Below are 15968 nucleotides of genomic sequence, written 5' to 3' on the forward strand. Positions count from 1 at the left end.
GCGGCCAATGCGGACTGAGCATTAGTTACGATGGGTCAAAATTGAGTCAACCAAACCGTAATCAACTGCTTCTTGCGCGGCAAGGAAGCGGTCACGTTCGGTATCACGCTCAATTTGTTCTAAGGATTGACCCGTGTGATGCGCCATAAGTTCATTCATGCGCCCTTTCACTTTCAGGATCTCACGCGCGTGGATTTCGATATCCGTCGCCTGACCCTGATAGCCGCCCAGCGGCTGGTGGATCATCACGCGTGAATTCGGCAGGCAGAAGCGCTTGCCTTTTGCGCCAGCCGTCAGCAGGAATGCGCCCATTGACGCGGCCTGGCCCATACAGATGGTGCTGACGTCCGGTTTAATAAATTGCATGGTGTCGTAAATAGACATACCTGCCGTGATCACGCCGCCCGGAGAGTTAATGTAGAGATAGATATCTTTTTCCGGGTTCTCTGCTTCGAGAAACAGCATTTGCGCCACGATCAGGTTGGCCATATGGTCTTCGACCTGACCGGTCAGGAAAATTACGCGTTCCTTGAGAAGACGGGAGTAAATATCGAAAGAGCGCTCACCGCGGGAGGTCTGTTCAATAACCATTGGCACCAGGGCCATATGGGGTGCAAAGTTGTCTCGTTCGCCGCTGTATGACATTTCCGTCTCCTGGATAAAAAATTAACAAACTTGCTGTACTGATTGTACTTGAGTGAAAGAGGTCTGACTACGACCCCTCACGGACGGATTATCAGCCAGAGTCTTTCCTGCCACCCTCTTTAGTGGGGATGACCACGCATGTTTTCAAGCATAACAATCTTTTGCTGTTACGCTAACCCTGAAACACGCTTTTAGCACAGTTCTGATAAAGCCAATGCGATAAAAAAAGCCCGCCACCAGCAAGCAGGTGACGGGCTTATTACTTTTAGCTATCGCAGAAAACGATTAAGCCTGTTGGTTCATCAGCTCGCTGAAGGAGGTTGCTTTCTCCGTCACTTTCGCTTTTTCCAGAACCGCTTCAACCGCTTGTTCTTCCAGCGCGACGTTACGCATGTTGTCCATCAGCTCTTTGTTTTTGCTGTAGAACTCGATCACTTCTTTCGGATCTTCATACGCAGAAGCCATCTCTTCGATCAGGCCTTTAACGCGCTCTTCGTCAGCTTTCAGCTCGTGGGTACGAATCACTTCGCCCAGCAGCAGACCAACAACAACGCGGCGTTTAGCCTGCTCTTCGAACAGCTCACGCGGCAGTTCCAGAGCCTGTTTCTCGTTGCCACCGAAACGCTGAGCAGCCTGGCGACGCAGAACGTCGATTTCGCTGTCGATCAGTGCAGCCGGTACGTCGATGTTGTTGGCGTTAACCAGACCGTCGATCGCCTGAGATTTAACACGGTTACGCACGGCGCCTTTCAGCTCGCGCTCCATGTTTTTACGAACTTCTGCGCGCAGACCGTCCATAGAACCATCTTCAACGCCGAAACGTTTGATGAACTCTTCGGTCAGTTCCGGCAGCTCACGCTCTTCAACTTTCTTCAGGTTAATGACGAATTTCGCCGCTTTACCTTTCAGATTTTCCGCGTGGTACTCTTCCGGGAAGGTCACGTCGATGGTGAACTCTTCGCCCGCTTTGTGGCCTTTGATGCCCTCTTCAAAGCCCGGGATCATACGACCCTGACCCATCGCCAGTACGAAATCGGTCGCTTTGCCGCCTTCGAACTCTTCACCGTCAACAGAACCGGTGAAATCGACAGTTACACGGTCTTCTGCATCTGCAGCGCCATCTTTCTCTTTCCAGTCTGCCTGCTGCTTACGCAGGGTATCCAGCATGGTGTCAACGTCGGCATCGGTCACTTCAACGAGCGGTTTTTCAACTTCGATGGTGTCCAGCGCTTTCAGTTCAACTTCCGGATAGACTTCGAATTCAACAGAGTAGGTGAAGTCTTCGCCCAGTTTGTATTCGCCCGGAACATAGTTCGGTGCGCCAGCCGGGTTGATTTTTTCCTGGATGATCGCGTCGATGAAGTTGCGGCTCATCAGGTCGCCCAGCACGTCCTGGCGAACAGAGGCGCCGTAACGCTGAGCAACAACGGTCATCGGGACTTTACCCTTACGGAAACCGTCAATACGTACTTTCTTCGCTACGTTGACCAGCTCGCTCTTCACAGCGGTCTCGATGCTGTCAGCAGCGATTGTAATCGTTACACGGCGCCCAAGGCCCTGAGTGGTCTCAACTGAAACTTGCATCTTGTTACCTCAAAAAATCACAGTGCTCGGTCAACTCTACCCTGCGCAGCAAACCTCTCGCTTTGCAGAACCGGGATGCTCTCTCTAATCAGATATACATTCCCTGTCGTCAGAATCACCCCGAAGACATTCCGAAAAATAAGACGCCGCATTATAGCGGCATCGCAGATATGAGTCGAGAACGGTAATAGCGCAACGGTGCGTCATTTTTCACACTTCTGAAGCAATTTTGCTCACAAAGGGGCGCTTCTCGCTCAAATTTCAGACAAAACAAAACGGCCCGCAGGCCGTTTTCACATTAACTGCATGCAACATACTGGAAAAGTTCAGCCCGTTGCAACCCGGTTTTCTAGGCGAGAGTCCCTGCGCCGCGGCAGGCTGGCGAGGCCAACAGGGTATCCTGTAGCCCTTCCCACTCTTTCAGGGTGTAGGTATGCAGCGCGAGCGCATGAATTTTCGTCGCCAGCTCATCTGCCAGGGTACCGTAAATCATGCGGTGGCGGTTGAGGAAACGTTCACCGGTGAAGCAGTCACTCACCAGTACCACTTTGAAATGGCTTTCCGAACCCGCAGGAACGTTGTGACGGTAACTTTCGTCGACAACGTCGAGGAAAACAGGCTCAAATGCCGCCTTCAGTTTTGATTCTATTTGATCACGCATCATCATGGTACGCCTCCGACAACGCTGAGATACCAGCTATCCCTTTAAATGTTAGCCGCTTTTACCGTCTCCGTTACAATAAGACAACAAAAATTTAGCCTTCGTCGCGCTTTTGCCTCCAACGGCATAATCTCAAGGGAAAACCCGGCCATTTGGGGGCGGGATAGCATAAGAAGATCTTCGGCGCGCTGAAAAAAAGCACAACACGATGAATTTACATGCGTTGAGGACTTCCTCTTAACAACGGCAATGTTATGATGGCGACAATTTTTCCCAGAAGCTTAGAGCCTTGAGAGCCTGAACATGATTAAGAAACTCCTCTTCCCGTTGGTTGCTTTATTTATGCTGGCTGGCTGCGCAACTCCGCCGACCACCCTTGACGTCACACCGAAAATTACCCTTCCGCAACAAGATCCGAGCCTGATGGGCGTAACGGTCAGCATTAACGGTGCCGATCAGCGTCCGGATCAAGCGCTGGCGAAAGTCACCCGTGATAACCAGCTGGTTACCCTGACAGCCTCACGCGATCTGCGCTTCCTGCTGCAGGAAGTGCTGGAGAAGCAGATGACCGCGCGCGGTTATATGATTGGGCCGAACGGCGCGGTTAACCTGCAGATCATCGTTAACCAGCTCTACGCTGACGTCTCTCAGGGCAACGTGCGTTACAACATCGCCACCAAAGCGGATATCGCCATCATCGCGACTGCCGCCAATGGCAACAAGCTGACGAAAAACTACCGCGCCAGCTATAACGTGGAAGGCGCTTTCCAGGCGACCAACGAAAAGATCACCAATGCGGTTAACAGCGTGTTGACCGACACCATCGCGGATATGTCTCAGGACACCACCATCCACGATTTCATCAAGCAGAACGCCCGTTAATCTCTCTGCACTGGCCCGGTTACGCCGGGCCAGCTGAGCCGCTATGTCCAGCCACTACTTACGCATTTTCACGCAGCCCAAATCAGCGATTTTGCTGATGCTCGGCTTTGCCTCCGGTTTGCCTCTTGCCCTCACCAGCGGCACGTTACAGGCGTGGATAACCGTTGCAGGCGTTGATGTCAAAACCATCGGTTTCTTCTCGCTGGTCGGCCAGGCCTACGTCTTTAAGTTTCTCTGGTCACCGGCGATGGATCGCTATACCCCCTCCTTTTTAGGACGCCGCCGCGGATGGCTGCTGCTGACGCAGGTTGCGCTCCTGATCGCCATTGCCGCGATGGGCTTTTTACAGCCTGCCAGCGATCTGCGCTGGATGGCGGCGCTGGCGGTGGTTATCGCCTTCTGCTCGGCTTCGCAGGACATTGTTTTCGATGCCTGGAAGACGGATGTGCTCTCAGCCGAAGAGCGCGGCGCGGGCGCGGCAATAAGCGTGCTCGGCTACCGCCTGGCAATGCTGATTTCAGGCGGTCTGGCGCTGTGGCTGGCGGATCGCTGGCTGGGCTGGCAAGGGATGTACTGGCTGATGGCGGCGCTGATGATCCCCTGCATTATCGCCACGCTACGCGCGCCGGAGCCGGTGGGCGCCATTCCTGCGCCGCGATCTCTTGAGGAAGCTGTGGTTGCGCCGCTGCGCGATTTCTTCGGGCGCAACAACGCCTGGCTGATCCTGCTGCTGATTGTCCTTTATAAGCTCGGTGACGCCTTTGCCATGAGCCTGACGACGCTCTTCCTTATACGCGGTGTCGGTTTCGATCCCGGCGATGTCGGGATGGTGAATAAAAGCTTAGGGCTGGTAGCGACGATTATCGGCGCGCTGTGGGGCGGCGTATTAATGCAGCGTTTAACGCTGTTCCGCGCCCTGCTGATTTTCGGGGTGTTGCAGGCGATCTCCAACGCCGGGTACTGGCTGCTCTCCATCACCGATAAAGACATTGTGACGATGGGCGCGGCGGTCTTCTTCGAAAACCTCTGCGGCGGCATGGGTACAGCGGCATTTGTCGCCCTGCTGATGACGCTCTGTAACAGCGCCTTTTCCGCCACACAGTTCGCGCTGCTCTCGGCGCTCTCGGCGGTTGGCCGCGTTTATGTCGGGCCGCTGGCGGGCTGGTTTGTTGCCAGCTATGACTGGCCGACCTTCTATCTCTTTTCAATCTTTGCGGCGATCCCGGGGCTGGCGCTGCTGCTGCTGTGTAAACGCACGCTGGAGTACACGCAGCGCACGGAAGCCTTTATGCCACGCACCGAGTTCACGGCGCTGTACCGGCTGGCGCTGCGCATCCTTGGTGCGGGCGCGCTGCTGCTAGCCGCTGGCCTGCTGGTGCTTGCCAGCAATGCACTGGGGCTGACGCAGTGGTCTGTCGATGGCCTCCTGCTGGAGGGCGGCGCGCTGCTGGCGCTGGTGGGCATCCTCTTCGGCGGAGCGCTGGATCTGCTGGCGCTGCGCAAGACCGCCCTGCTCTAGCGAGCGCAAAACGGGCGTCTGTGGGCGGCGATATATTTTACATAGTGTAACTCGGGGTTATTTTTTAACGAATAATCCCTTTAAAATCAGCTAATAAAAATAAAAAAAGCAGAAAAATAAATTTAGCGCCGTTATTATTTCGTTCATTAAACAGGCGTATTTTTTGTTTTTTGCCCAATCGCCCTGAGCGGGCAAAAAATAAAAATCTTATTTAATTTGTGCCTTATAAAATAAGGTCTATCCTATAACAATTCAGCACGGTTATTAATTGTTGGGTTTCATATTCGTTCCAATGATGTTTAATAGTTGCTGGATAATTGTTAATTATTTGTTTATTTGAACGATTGGTTATACCAATTTACCCTCAACGCAGATTGTAATGTCAGGTTTTCGTTATAATCGCTCTCTCTGGCTGTGCGAACGCCGGTTTTACAGATTGTTGCATTCTGTGTGACATATGCGGCAGAACCCAGTAACACCTTACTGACACAAAGCCAATCATGTTTACAGTAACGTAACCTTTCCGTAAAATGCCCGCACACTTTAAGCGCCACCAGATCCCGTGGAATTGAGGTCGTTAAATGAGACTCAGGAAATACAATAAAAGTTTGGGATGGATGTCCTTAATCGCCGGCACTGTATTACTCAGTGGCTGCGATTCTGCGCTTCTTGACCCCAAAGGACAGATTGGTATGGAGCAACGTTCACTCATCCTGACGGCTTTTGGCCTGATGATGATTGTCGTGGTGCCCGCCATCTTAATGGCCGTAGGTTTTGCCTGGAAGTATCGTGCGAGCAATAAAGATGCGAAGTATAGCCCGAACTGGTCACACTCCAATAAAGTGGAAGCTGTGGTCTGGACCGTGCCGATTCTGATCATCCTGTTCCTTGCCGTGCTGACGTGGAAAACCACCCACTCGCTCGAGCCGAGCAGACCACTGGTACATGACGAACGCCCGATTACTATCGAAGTGGTTGCCATGGACTGGAAATGGTTCTTTATCTATCCGGAACAGGGCATCGCTACCGTGAATGAAATCGCCTTCCCGGCGAACACTCCGGTGGAATTCAAAGTGACTTCCAACTCCGTGATGAACTCGTTCTTTATTCCGCGTCTGGGCAGCCAGATTTACGCGATGGCCGGTATGCAGACCAAACTGCATCTGATTGCCAACGAAGCAGGTACGTATGATGGCATCTCTGCCAGCTACAGCGGCCCGGGCTTCTCAGGCATGAAGTTTAAAGCCATTGCAACGCCGGACCGCGCCGCATTTGACCAGTGGGTCGCCAAAGCGAAACAGTCTTCTACTACGGTGTCTGATATGGCCACGTACGAGAAAATTGCCGCACCAAGCGAATACAACAAGGTTGAATACTTCTCCAGCGTGAAACCCGATTTGTTTAAAGATGTTATTAACAAATTTATGGGCCACGGCAAGAGCATGGACATGACCCAACCGGAAGGTGAGCACAAGTCACACGAAGGTATGGAAGGCATGGACATGAGCCACGCGGAAACCTCTCACTAAGGGGCCGAGGAAAACGATGTTCGGAAAACTTACACTGGATGCAGTGCCGTACCATGAACCGATTATCATGGTTACGATCGCTGCGATTGCCGTCGGTGGTCTGGCGGTAGTCGGCCTGCTCTCTTACTTCGGTAAGTGGAAATGGCTATGGAATGAGTGGTTGACCTCGGTTGACCATAAACGTCTTGGCATCATGTATGTCCTCGTAGCGGTCGTTATGCTGCTGCGTGGCTTTGCTGACGCCGTAATGATGCGTAGTCAACAAGCGATTTCGTCAATGGGCGAAGCGGGCTTCCTGCCGCCTCACCACTACGATCAGATCTTCACCGCCCACGGCGTGATTATGATCTTCTTCGTGGCGATGCCGTTTGTTATCGGTCTGATGAACCTGGTGGTTCCGCTGCAGATCGGCGCTCGCGACGTTGCCTTCCCGTTCCTTAACAACCTGAGCTTCTGGTTCACGGTTGTGGGCGTGATTCTGGTTAACATCTCTCTGGGCGTCGGTGAGTTCGCGCAGACAGGTTGGCTGGCTTATCCGCCGCTCTCGGGAATAGAGTACAGCCCTGGTGTCGGGGTCGATTACTGGATCTGGAGTCTCCAGCTCTCTGGTATCGGTACGACGCTGACCGGTATTAACTTCTTCGTGACCATCCTGCGCATGCGTGCGCCAGGCATGACCATGTTCAAAATGCCGGTCTTCACCTGGGCCTCTCTGTGCGCGAACGTGCTGATCATCGCTTCGTTCCCAATTCTGACGGTTACCATTGCGTTGCTTACCCTGGATCGTTATCTGGGCACCCATTTCTTTACCAACGATATGGGCGGCAACATGATGATGTACATCAACCTGATTTGGGCGTGGGGTCACCCGGAAGTGTACATTCTGGTGCTGCCGGTGTTCGGGGTCTTCTCCGAAATTACCGCCACCTTCTCGCGTAAACGCCTGTTTGGCTACACCTCGCTGGTGTGGGCGACCGTGTGTATTACCATCCTGTCGTTCATCGTTTGGCTGCACCACTTCTTTACTATGGGTGCCGGCGCGAACGTAAACGCCTTCTTCGGTATTACCACGATGATTATCGCCATCCCGACCGGGGTGAAGATCTTCAACTGGCTGTTCACCATGTACCAGGGCCGTATCGTATTCCACTCCTCTATGCTGTGGACTATCGGCTTTATCGTCACCTTCTCCGTAGGTGGGATGACCGGCGTGCTGCTGGCGGTTCCGGGCGCAGACTTCGTACTGCACAACAGCCTGTTCCTGATTGCGCACTTCCATAACGTCATCATCGGCGGCGTGGTATTTGGTTGCTTCGCAGGTATGACCTACTGGTGGCCGAAAGCGTTTGGTTACACCCTGAACGAAACCTGGGGTAAACGCGCATTCTGGTTCTGGATTATCGGCTTCTTCGTTGCGTTTATGCCGCTGTACGTACTGGGCTTCATGGGTATGACCCGTCGTCTCAGCCAGCATATTGACCCGCAGTTCCACAGCATGCTGATTGTTGCAGCTTGTGGTGCCGCGCTGATCGCACTGGGTATCCTGTGTCTGCTGATTCAGATCTACGTCTCTATTCGTGACCGCGATCAGAACCGTGACCTGACCGGTGACCCGTGGGGTGGCCGTACGCTGGAGTGGGCAACCTCCTCTCCTCCGCCGTTCTATAACTTTGCCGTTGTTCCGGAAATTCACGAACGTGATGCTTTCTGGGAGATGAAAGAGAAAGGCGAAGCGTACAAGCAACCTGCCCACTATGAAGAGATTCATATGCCGAAAAACAGCGGCGCCGGGATTGTTATTGCCGCGTTCGCAACGGTATTCGGTTTTGCCATGATCTGGCACATCTGGTGGATGGCGATTGCCAGCTTCGCAGGCATCATCATCAGCTGGATTGTGAAAAGCTTCGACGAAGACGTGGACTACTACGTACCGGTTGCAGAAATCGAGAAACTGGAAAAACAGCATTTCGATGAGATCAACAAAGCAGGGCTGACAAATGGCAACTGATACTTTGACCAACGCGCACGCCCATGCGCACGAACACGGGCACCACGATGCAGGGCCGAATAAAGTATTCGGTTTCTGGATCTACCTGATGAGCGACTGCATTCTGTTCAGCTGTCTGTTCGCGACCTATGCCGTTCTGGTGAACGGCACAGCGGGCGGCCCGACCGGCAAGGACATTTTTGAACTGCCGTTCGTTCTGGTAGAGACATTCCTGCTGCTGTTCAGCTCCATCACCTACGGCATGGCGGCGATCGCCATGCACAAGGGCAACAAGAGCCAGGTTATCTCCTGGCTTGCGCTGACCTTCCTGTTTGGTGCGGGCTTTATCGGCATGGAGATCTATGAGTTCCATCATCTGATTGCAGAAGGTATGGGTCCGGATCGTAGCGGCTTCCTGTCAGCGTTCTTTGCGCTGGTTGGTACCCACGGTCTGCACGTAACCTCTGGCCTGATCTGGATGGCGGTTCTGATGTTCCAGGTTTCCCGTCGCGGCCTGACCAGCACAAACCGTACCCGCATCATGTGCCTGAGCCTCTTCTGGCACTTCCTTGATGTGGTATGGATCTGTGTGTTCTCTGTTGTTTATCTGATGGGGGCGATGTAATGAGTCATTCAACCGATCACAGCGGCGCATCCCACGGTAGCGTAAAAACCTACATGACAGGTTTTATCCTGTCAGTCATCCTGACGGTCATTCCGTTCTGGATGGTGATGAGCGGTACCGCGTCACACGCCGCAATTCTGGGGACCGTACTGGTCACCGCAGTGGTACAGATTTTGGTTCATCTGGTCTGCTTCCTGCACATGAACACCTCTTCTGAGGAGCGCTGGAACCTGACCGCCTTTGTCTTTACCGTGATTATCATCGCTATCCTGGTAGTGGGCTCCATCTGGATTATGTGGAACCTGAACTACAACATGATGGTTCACTAAGAGCGGCGAGTATGTTCAAGCAATACCTGCAAGTAACGAAACCGGGCATTATTTTTGGCAATTTGATCTCCGTGATTGGGGGGTTCCTGCTGGCCTCTAAAGGCCAGATTGATTACCCCCTGTTCCTCTACACGCTGGTTGGCGTGTCGTTGGTGGTCGCCTCTGGTTGTGTTTTTAACAACTACATCGACCGCGACATCGATAAAAAGATGGAGCGGACGAAAAACAGGGTGCTGGTCAGAGGGCTGATCTCGCCAAAAGTCTCGCTGGTGTACGCCGCCTTGTTGGGTATTGCTGGCTTTATGCTGCTGTGGTTCGGCGCGAATCCGCTGGCCTGCTGGCTCGGGGTGATGGGGTTTGTGGTTTATGTCGGGGTTTATAGCCTCTATATGAAACGCCACTCTGTCTACGGTACGCTGATTGGCTCTCTCTCCGGCGCGGCGCCGCCGGTGATTGGCTACTGCGCCGTGACCAACGAGTTTGATAGCGGCGCGGCGATCCTGCTGGCGATTTTCAGCCTGTGGCAGATGCCCCACTCGTATGCCATCGCGATTTTCCGCTTTAAGGATTATCAGGCAGCGAACATCCCGGTTCTGCCGGTGGTGAAAGGCATCTCCGTGGCGAAAAACCACATCACGCTCTACATCGTGGCGTTTGCTGTCGCCACCCTGATGCTCTCGCTGGGCGGCTATGCAGGTTATAAATACCTGGTGGTTGCGGCCGCGGTGAGTCTCTGGTGGCTGGGCATGGCGCTGCGCGGGTATAAAGTGGCGGATGACAAAGTGTGGGCGCGCAAACTGTTCGTCTTCTCGATTGTCGCCATCACTTCGCTCAGCGTGATGATGTCCGTGGACTTTATGGTGCCGGATTCACATAGCCTGCTGACTTACGTCTGGTGATCCAGACCGTCATATAAAGGGTGCCTCGGCACCCTTTTTTTATGCCCGCCATCCCATCCACGCAGGTAATATTTGTTAATTAAGCTGGTGTTTACCCCGCCCTGCCCCCGCACTACACTATGTCCGGTTTTCAACATGAGGTGGTAATGAACGATTACAAGATGACGCCAGGCGAGTTGCGCGCCACCTGGGGTTTAGGGACTGTATTCTCCCTGCGCATGCTCGGCATGTTTATGGTCCTGCCCGTTCTGACCACGTACGGTATGGCGCTGCAGGGCGCCAGCGAAGCATTAATCGGTCTGGCAATTGGTATTTACGGCCTCGCTCAGGCCATCTTTCAAATCCCCTTCGGCCTGCTCTCGGATCGCATCGGCCGCAAGCCGTTGATCGTCGGCGGGCTGGTGATTTTTGTCGCTGGCAGCGTGATTGCCGCCCTCTCCCACTCTATCTGGGGCATTATTCTTGGCCGTGCGCTGCAAGGCTCCGGGGCGATTGCCGCCGCTGTCATGGCGCTACTCTCCGACTTGACCCGCGAGCAGAACCGCACCAAAGCGATGGCCTTTATCGGCGTCAGTTTTGGCGTCACCTTCGCCATCGCCATGGTGCTCGGCCCAATCATCACCCATAAACTGGGTCTGCATGCGCTCTTCTGGATGATTGCCGGTCTCGCCACGCTCGGTATCGCGCTAACGCTGTGGGTAGTACCAAACAGCACCCAGCACGTACGCAACCGTGAATCGGGGATGGTGAAAGGCTGTTTTAGCCTGGTAATGGCGAACCCGAAGCTGCTGAAGCTCAACTTCGGCATTATGTGTCTGCATATGCTGCTGATGTCGACTTTTGTCGCCCTGCCGGGCCAGCTGGAAGCTGCCGGGTTTGCTGCGGCGCAGCACTGGAAAATTTATCTCGTCACCATGCTGGTGTCGTTTGTCTCCGTCGTGCCCTTCATTATCTATGCCGAAGTGAAGCGCAAAATGAAGCGTGTCTTCCTGCTCTGTGTCGCCCTGCTGGTGATCGCGGAAATTGTGCTGTGGGGCGCGGGCCCGCACTTCTGGGAGATTGTGATCGGCGTACAGATCTTCTTCCTTGCCTTTAACCTGATGGAAGCGCTGCTGCCGTCGCTTATCAGTAAAGAAGCGCCCGCAGGCTATAAAGGCACGGCAATGGGCATCTACTCCACCAGCCAGTTCCTTGGCGTAGCCATTGGCGGCTCGCTCGGCGGTTGGGTCGATGGCTTTTTCGACTCCCAGACGGTCTTCCTCGCCGGCGCGCTGCTGGCGGTAGTCTGGCTGTTAGTCGCCAGCACCATGCAGGAGCCGCCTTATGTAAGCAGTTTGCGTATCGCGATCCCAGAGGGTGTTGCGGTGGATGCGGCGTTGCAGCAACGGCTACTAGCAATGGATGGGGTAAGCGAAGCGATGGTGGTGCCGGAAGAGCGCAGCGTCTATGTGAAGATAGACAGCAAGGTGACCAACCGTTTTGAAGTGGAACAGGTGGTTGCGGGTTAAAGGTGAAGCGCCCTCCCCCATTCGGGAGAGGGCAAGCGATTAATCGCGGAAGTTCTTAAACTGGAACGGCTGGCCTAAGTTACCGCCGCGTACCAGCGCCATGGCGGCCTGCAGGTCGTCACGGGCTTTACCGGTCACGCGGATCTCTTCACCCTGAATCTGCGCCTGCACCTTCAGCTTGCTCTCTTTAATCAGCTTGATGATCTTCTTCGCCGTGGCGGCGTCAATCCCCTGCTTGAGCTTGGCTTCAACAAACCAGGTTTTACCGCTATGGACAAACTCTTCCGGCACTTCCAGCGAGGTACCTTCAATGCCGCGCTTTAACAGCTTGGCGCGCAGGATATCGAGCAGCTGGTTGACCTGGAAGTCAGACTCGCTCAGTACTTTGATGGTTTTATTGGTTTCGTTTAATTCAAACGTCGCTTCAATGTTACGAAAGTCGAAACGCGTGGCCAGTTCGCGGGTCGCATTTTCGACGCCGTTTTGCACTTCGCGCAGATCAATTTCGGAAACAATATCGAAAGATGGCATCTTTTCTCTCCCTCTGTAATTTCAGCGATGCATAATACCCGCACTGTGTATTAACACAATCTTGAATACTGGAAGCTTAGCTGACAGCGCTATACTTATCGCTGTAACACCTGGCGCAGTTGCAGGTGAGGAGGAATAATGAGAATTACCGTACTGGGATGCGGCGCCTTAGGGCAACTGTGGTTAACGGCACTGTGCAAACAGGGACATGAGGTACAGGGCTGGTTACGTATCCCGCAACCTTATTGCAGTGTGAACCTGGTTGAAGAAGACGGCACGATTTTTAATGAGTCCCTGACGGCTAACGACCCCGATTTCCTGGCCCGCAGCGATCTGCTGCTGGTCACGCTTAAAGCCTGGCAGGTCTCCGATGCGGTAAAAGGGCTGGCTTCCTCGCTCTCGCCCACCACGCCGGTGCTGCTGCTGCATAACGGCATGGGCACCGTAGAAGAGCTGAAATCCCTGCCCAATCCGCTGCTGATGGGCACCACCACCCATGCCGCGCGCCGCGATGGCAACGTGATTATTCATGTCGCCAGCGGCATCACCCATATTGGCCCGGCGCGCGCGCAGGATGGCGAGTTCAGCTATCTGGCCGACACGCTGCAAATGGCGCTGCCGGATGTCGCATGGCACAACACCATTCGCCCCGCACTCTGGCGCAAGCTGGCGGTGAACTGCGTGATCAACCCGCTAACGGCGCTGCGCAACTGTAAGAATGGCGATCTGCGCGATGCGCCGGAAGAGATAGAGAAGATCGCCCGCGAAGTGGCGGCGGTGATTGAGCGTGAAGGCCACCATATCTCCGCCGACGAGCTGATCGCCTATGTCCACCAGGTGATTGAGAGCACGGCGGAGAATATCTCATCGATGCTGCAGGATGTGCGCGCGATGCGCCATACCGAATGCGATTACATTACCGGCTATCTGCTCAGACGCGCCCGCGCGCACGGTATCGCGGTGCCTGAGAATGCCCGGCTGTTCGACCTGATTAAACGTAAGGAGAGTGAATATGAGCGCATCAGCTCTGATATGTCTCGCCCCTGGTAGTGAAGAGATGGAGGCGGTCACCACTATCGATCTGCTGGTGCGCGGCGGGATCTCAGTGACCACCGCCAGCGTGGCCAGCGATGGCGAACTCGCGATCGTCTGCTCGCGTGGCGTAAAGCTATTAGCGGACGCGCCGCTGGTTGAGGTGGCAGACGGGGATTACGACGTTATCGTGCTGCCCGGTGGGCTGAAGGGGGCGGAGTGCATGCGCGATAATCCGCTGCTGGTAGAGACCGTGCGCCAGTTTCACCTCTCCGGGCGCATTGTTGCGGCGATCTGCGCGGCGGCCGGCACCGTGCTGGTGCCTCATGAGATCTTCCCGATCGGCAATATGACCGGTTTTCCAGGGCTTAAGGAGACGATCCCGGAGGAGCAGTGGCAGGATAAGCGCGTGGTATGGGATCCGCGCGTCAATCTGTTGACCAGCCAGGGACCGGGTACGGCGATTGATTTTGGTCTGAAGATTATCGATCTGCTGGTCGGGCGCGAAAAAGCCCACGAAGTGGCGTCACAGCTGGTGATGGCAGCAGGGATTTATAACTACTACGAAGCGTAAGCCTGGCACTGAATGCCGGATGGCGCTGGCGCTTATCCGGCCTACGGGTAGGTGCGGTCTGTTTGAATGCTATGCGGCAAACGAATCATGGCATGTTGCACCGCGTAGGCCGGATAAGGCGAAGCCGCCATCCGGCACAATCCACGGTGCTAACCCTGGCACAACGCAAAACTACGGGCGATAAACCTTCACATTGGTAAAGCCCTGCTCACGCAGGTAAAGCGCCTGCAGGCGGCTCATCACGCCGCGCTCACACCACAGCAGCCAGGTTTTGCTCTGATCGAGATCGCCAAACTTGGTGCTCAGTTTGTAGAACGGCAGCGACACCACCTCCACGCCTTCCAGCTGCAACGGCTTGTCATCCTGCTCATCGATGGAGCGGATATCGAGGATCGCGTCATTCTCACCGAAGCCGGTTACCGTTTCGACCTCCACCACCTCTTCCGAGGTCTGCTGCGCGATTTCACGAATATCGATATTGCTCGCTTCCGCGACCACTTTCTCAAGGATCGAGAAATCGAAGTTCGCCTCTTCCGCTTCGATCTTGCCTTTAACCGCTTTAACCGTCGGCTTTTTGGAGATCACGCCGCAATACTCCGGCATGGTGCGGGCAAAATCTTCAGTGCCGATTTTGCGCGCCAGATCGATGATGTGCTCTTTATCGTGAGAGATAAGCGGGCGCAGGATCAGCGTATCGGAGACGTTATCAATCAAACGCAGGTTGGTCAGCGTCTGGCTGGAGACCTGGCCCAGCGCTTCGCCGGTCACCAGGGCCTGCACGCCGTAGCGCTCGGCAACCTGAGAGGCTGCACGGACCATCATGCGTTTCAGCACCACGCCCATCTGACCGTCGTCGACTTTCTCGAGGATCTCGCCCACTACCGGCTCAAAGTTGATCGCCACAAAGCGCACGCGATGGGAACTGCCAAAGCGGTTCCACAAATAGTGCGCCACCTGGCGAACGCCGATTTCATGCGCCGCGCCGCCAAGGTTAAAGAAGCAGTAGTGTACGCGGCAGCCGCGACGCATCAGCATATAGCTGGAGACGCCAGAGTCGAACCCGCCGGAGATGAGCGACAGCACATCTTCCTGCGTGCCGATCGGGAAGCCGCCAATACCTTCATAACGGCCCTTCACCAGCAGCAGGCGATCGTCTTCAATCTCCAGATGTACGGTCACATCCGGATGGGTCAATTTAACCTTTGCCGACGCAACGTGTTGATTAAGGCCGCCGCCGATGTAGCGTTCTGCTTCGATCGAGCTAAACTCATGTTGCCCGCGACGTTTTACCCGCACGCAGAAAGTTTTGCCTTCGATTGCATCGCGATACTGCGCCAGCGCTTTCTCAAAAATGTCGTGCAGAGAGGTAAACGGAACATCTTCCACCTCCAGCACATGGTGAATGCCCGGCACGCGGGTCAGCGCATCGCGGATGGCCAGACGCTGAGTCTCGTCTTTGGCGCGCACTTCAATATGGTCCCAGTGGCGCACAACGGCGAGCGCCTCATCGTAGTGCTTCAGAACGTTACGAATGTTCCCGGTGAGAATTTTAATAAAGCGCAAACGCACAGATTGGCTTTTGATGGTGATTTCCGGGAACAATTTAATGATAAACTTCATGGCGGCAATGGTTCGTTGGCAAGCCTGCAAAGGCCTGTAGAGG

General features: G+C 54.5%; 15 protein-coding genes. 10 read left to right on the forward strand and 5 right to left on the reverse strand.

Annotated elements, in window-relative coordinates; translation table 11 throughout:
* Window positions 1-21: 21 nt before the first annotated feature.
* The 3 genes from clpP to bolA all read right to left on the reverse strand — a co-directional run bounded on the left by clpP (window position 22) and on the right by bolA (window position 2896).
* Window positions 22-645, reverse strand: a complete 624-nt coding sequence (gene clpP, locus N7V53_RS05155) for an ATP-dependent Clp endopeptidase proteolytic subunit ClpP (RefSeq protein WP_007373538.1) — start codon at window positions 643-645, stop codon at window positions 22-24.
* A 285-nt stretch (window positions 646-930) separates the two neighbouring features.
* Window positions 931-2229 (reverse strand): trigger factor, encoded by a 1299-nt coding sequence (tig, locus tag N7V53_RS05160; protein ID WP_023481893.1) that lies wholly within the window; start codon window positions 2227-2229, stop codon window positions 931-933.
* 349 nt (window positions 2230-2578) lie between these two features.
* On the reverse strand, window positions 2579-2896 hold the full coding sequence (gene bolA, locus N7V53_RS05165; protein ID WP_034814127.1) for a transcriptional regulator BolA: 318 nt from the start codon (window positions 2894-2896) through the stop codon (window positions 2579-2581).
* A 297-nt stretch (window positions 2897-3193) separates the two neighbouring features.
* On the opposite strand from bolA, the gene N7V53_RS05170 reads away from it, so the two are divergent.
* From N7V53_RS05170 to N7V53_RS05205, 8 genes are all read left to right on the forward strand, one after another.
* Complete coding sequence (locus N7V53_RS05170; protein ID WP_023481890.1) at window positions 3194-3772, forward strand: lipoprotein; 579 nt, start codon at window positions 3194-3196, stop codon at window positions 3770-3772.
* Window positions 3773-3815: 43 nt separating this feature from the next.
* Window positions 3816-5291: a muropeptide MFS transporter AmpG gene (ampG, locus tag N7V53_RS05175; RefSeq protein WP_279792487.1), complete on the forward strand. Its 1476-nt coding sequence runs from the start codon at window positions 3816-3818 to the stop codon at window positions 5289-5291.
* A 581-nt stretch (window positions 5292-5872) separates the two neighbouring features.
* Window positions 5873-6820, forward strand: a complete 948-nt coding sequence (cyoA, locus tag N7V53_RS05180; RefSeq protein WP_023481938.1) for a cytochrome o ubiquinol oxidase subunit II — start codon at window positions 5873-5875, stop codon at window positions 6818-6820.
* A 16-nt stretch (window positions 6821-6836) separates the two neighbouring features.
* Window positions 6837-8828, forward strand: coding sequence for a cytochrome o ubiquinol oxidase subunit I (gene cyoB / locus N7V53_RS05185; RefSeq protein WP_279792488.1), 1992 nt, complete (start codon window positions 6837-6839; stop codon window positions 8826-8828).
* Window positions 8818-9432 carry a cytochrome o ubiquinol oxidase subunit III gene (locus tag N7V53_RS05190; RefSeq protein WP_023481905.1) on the forward strand — a complete coding sequence of 205 codons (615 nt, stop codon included), beginning with the start codon at window positions 8818-8820 and terminating at the stop codon, window positions 9430-9432. The genes cyoB and N7V53_RS05190 overlap by 11 nt, the downstream gene beginning before the upstream one ends.
* Entirely contained in the window at window positions 9432-9761 is a 330-nt protein-coding gene (locus tag N7V53_RS05195; RefSeq protein WP_023481940.1) for a cytochrome o ubiquinol oxidase subunit IV, read from the forward strand. The genes N7V53_RS05190 and N7V53_RS05195 overlap by 1 nt, the downstream gene beginning before the upstream one ends.
* An 11-nt stretch (window positions 9762-9772) precedes the next feature.
* A complete protein-coding gene (cyoE, locus tag N7V53_RS05200) occupies window positions 9773-10660 on the forward strand; it encodes a heme o synthase (RefSeq protein ID WP_094419519.1) in 888 nt (295 codons plus the stop codon).
* A 146-nt stretch (window positions 10661-10806) separates the two neighbouring features.
* Window positions 10807-12168 (forward strand): MFS transporter, encoded by a 1362-nt coding sequence (locus N7V53_RS05205; RefSeq protein WP_279792491.1) that lies wholly within the window; start codon window positions 10807-10809, stop codon window positions 12166-12168.
* Window positions 12169-12207: 39 nt separating this feature from the next.
* Here N7V53_RS05205 and N7V53_RS05210 read toward each other — a convergent pair whose 3' ends face one another.
* Entirely contained in the window at window positions 12208-12699 is a 492-nt protein-coding gene (locus N7V53_RS05210; RefSeq protein ID WP_023481915.1) for a YajQ family cyclic di-GMP-binding protein, read from the reverse strand.
* A 138-nt stretch (window positions 12700-12837) separates the two neighbouring features.
* Here N7V53_RS05210 and panE point away from each other — a divergent pair, with 138 nt between their 5' ends.
* Both panE and yajL read left to right on the forward strand, forming a co-directional pair.
* The gene (gene panE / locus N7V53_RS05215; protein WP_279792493.1) at window positions 12838-13749 is read left to right on the forward strand and encodes a 2-dehydropantoate 2-reductase; all 912 of its coding nucleotides are present in this window, start codon (window positions 12838-12840) and stop codon (window positions 13747-13749) included.
* Window positions 13712-14305, forward strand: a complete 594-nt coding sequence (gene yajL / locus N7V53_RS05220; protein WP_023481913.1) for a protein deglycase YajL — start codon at window positions 13712-13714, stop codon at window positions 14303-14305. The genes panE and yajL overlap by 38 nt, the downstream gene beginning before the upstream one ends.
* A 171-nt stretch (window positions 14306-14476) precedes the next feature.
* Here yajL and thiI read toward each other — a convergent pair whose 3' ends face one another.
* Window positions 14477-15925 (reverse strand): tRNA uracil 4-sulfurtransferase ThiI, encoded by a 1449-nt coding sequence (gene thiI / locus N7V53_RS05225; protein ID WP_279792495.1) that lies wholly within the window; start codon window positions 15923-15925, stop codon window positions 14477-14479.
* Window positions 15926-15968 lie beyond the last annotated feature (43 nt).

This window comes from Kosakonia sp. HypNH10 (assembly GCF_029850615.1).
GTDB classification, from domain to species: Bacteria; Pseudomonadota; Gammaproteobacteria; order Enterobacterales; family Enterobacteriaceae; genus Kosakonia; species Kosakonia cowanii.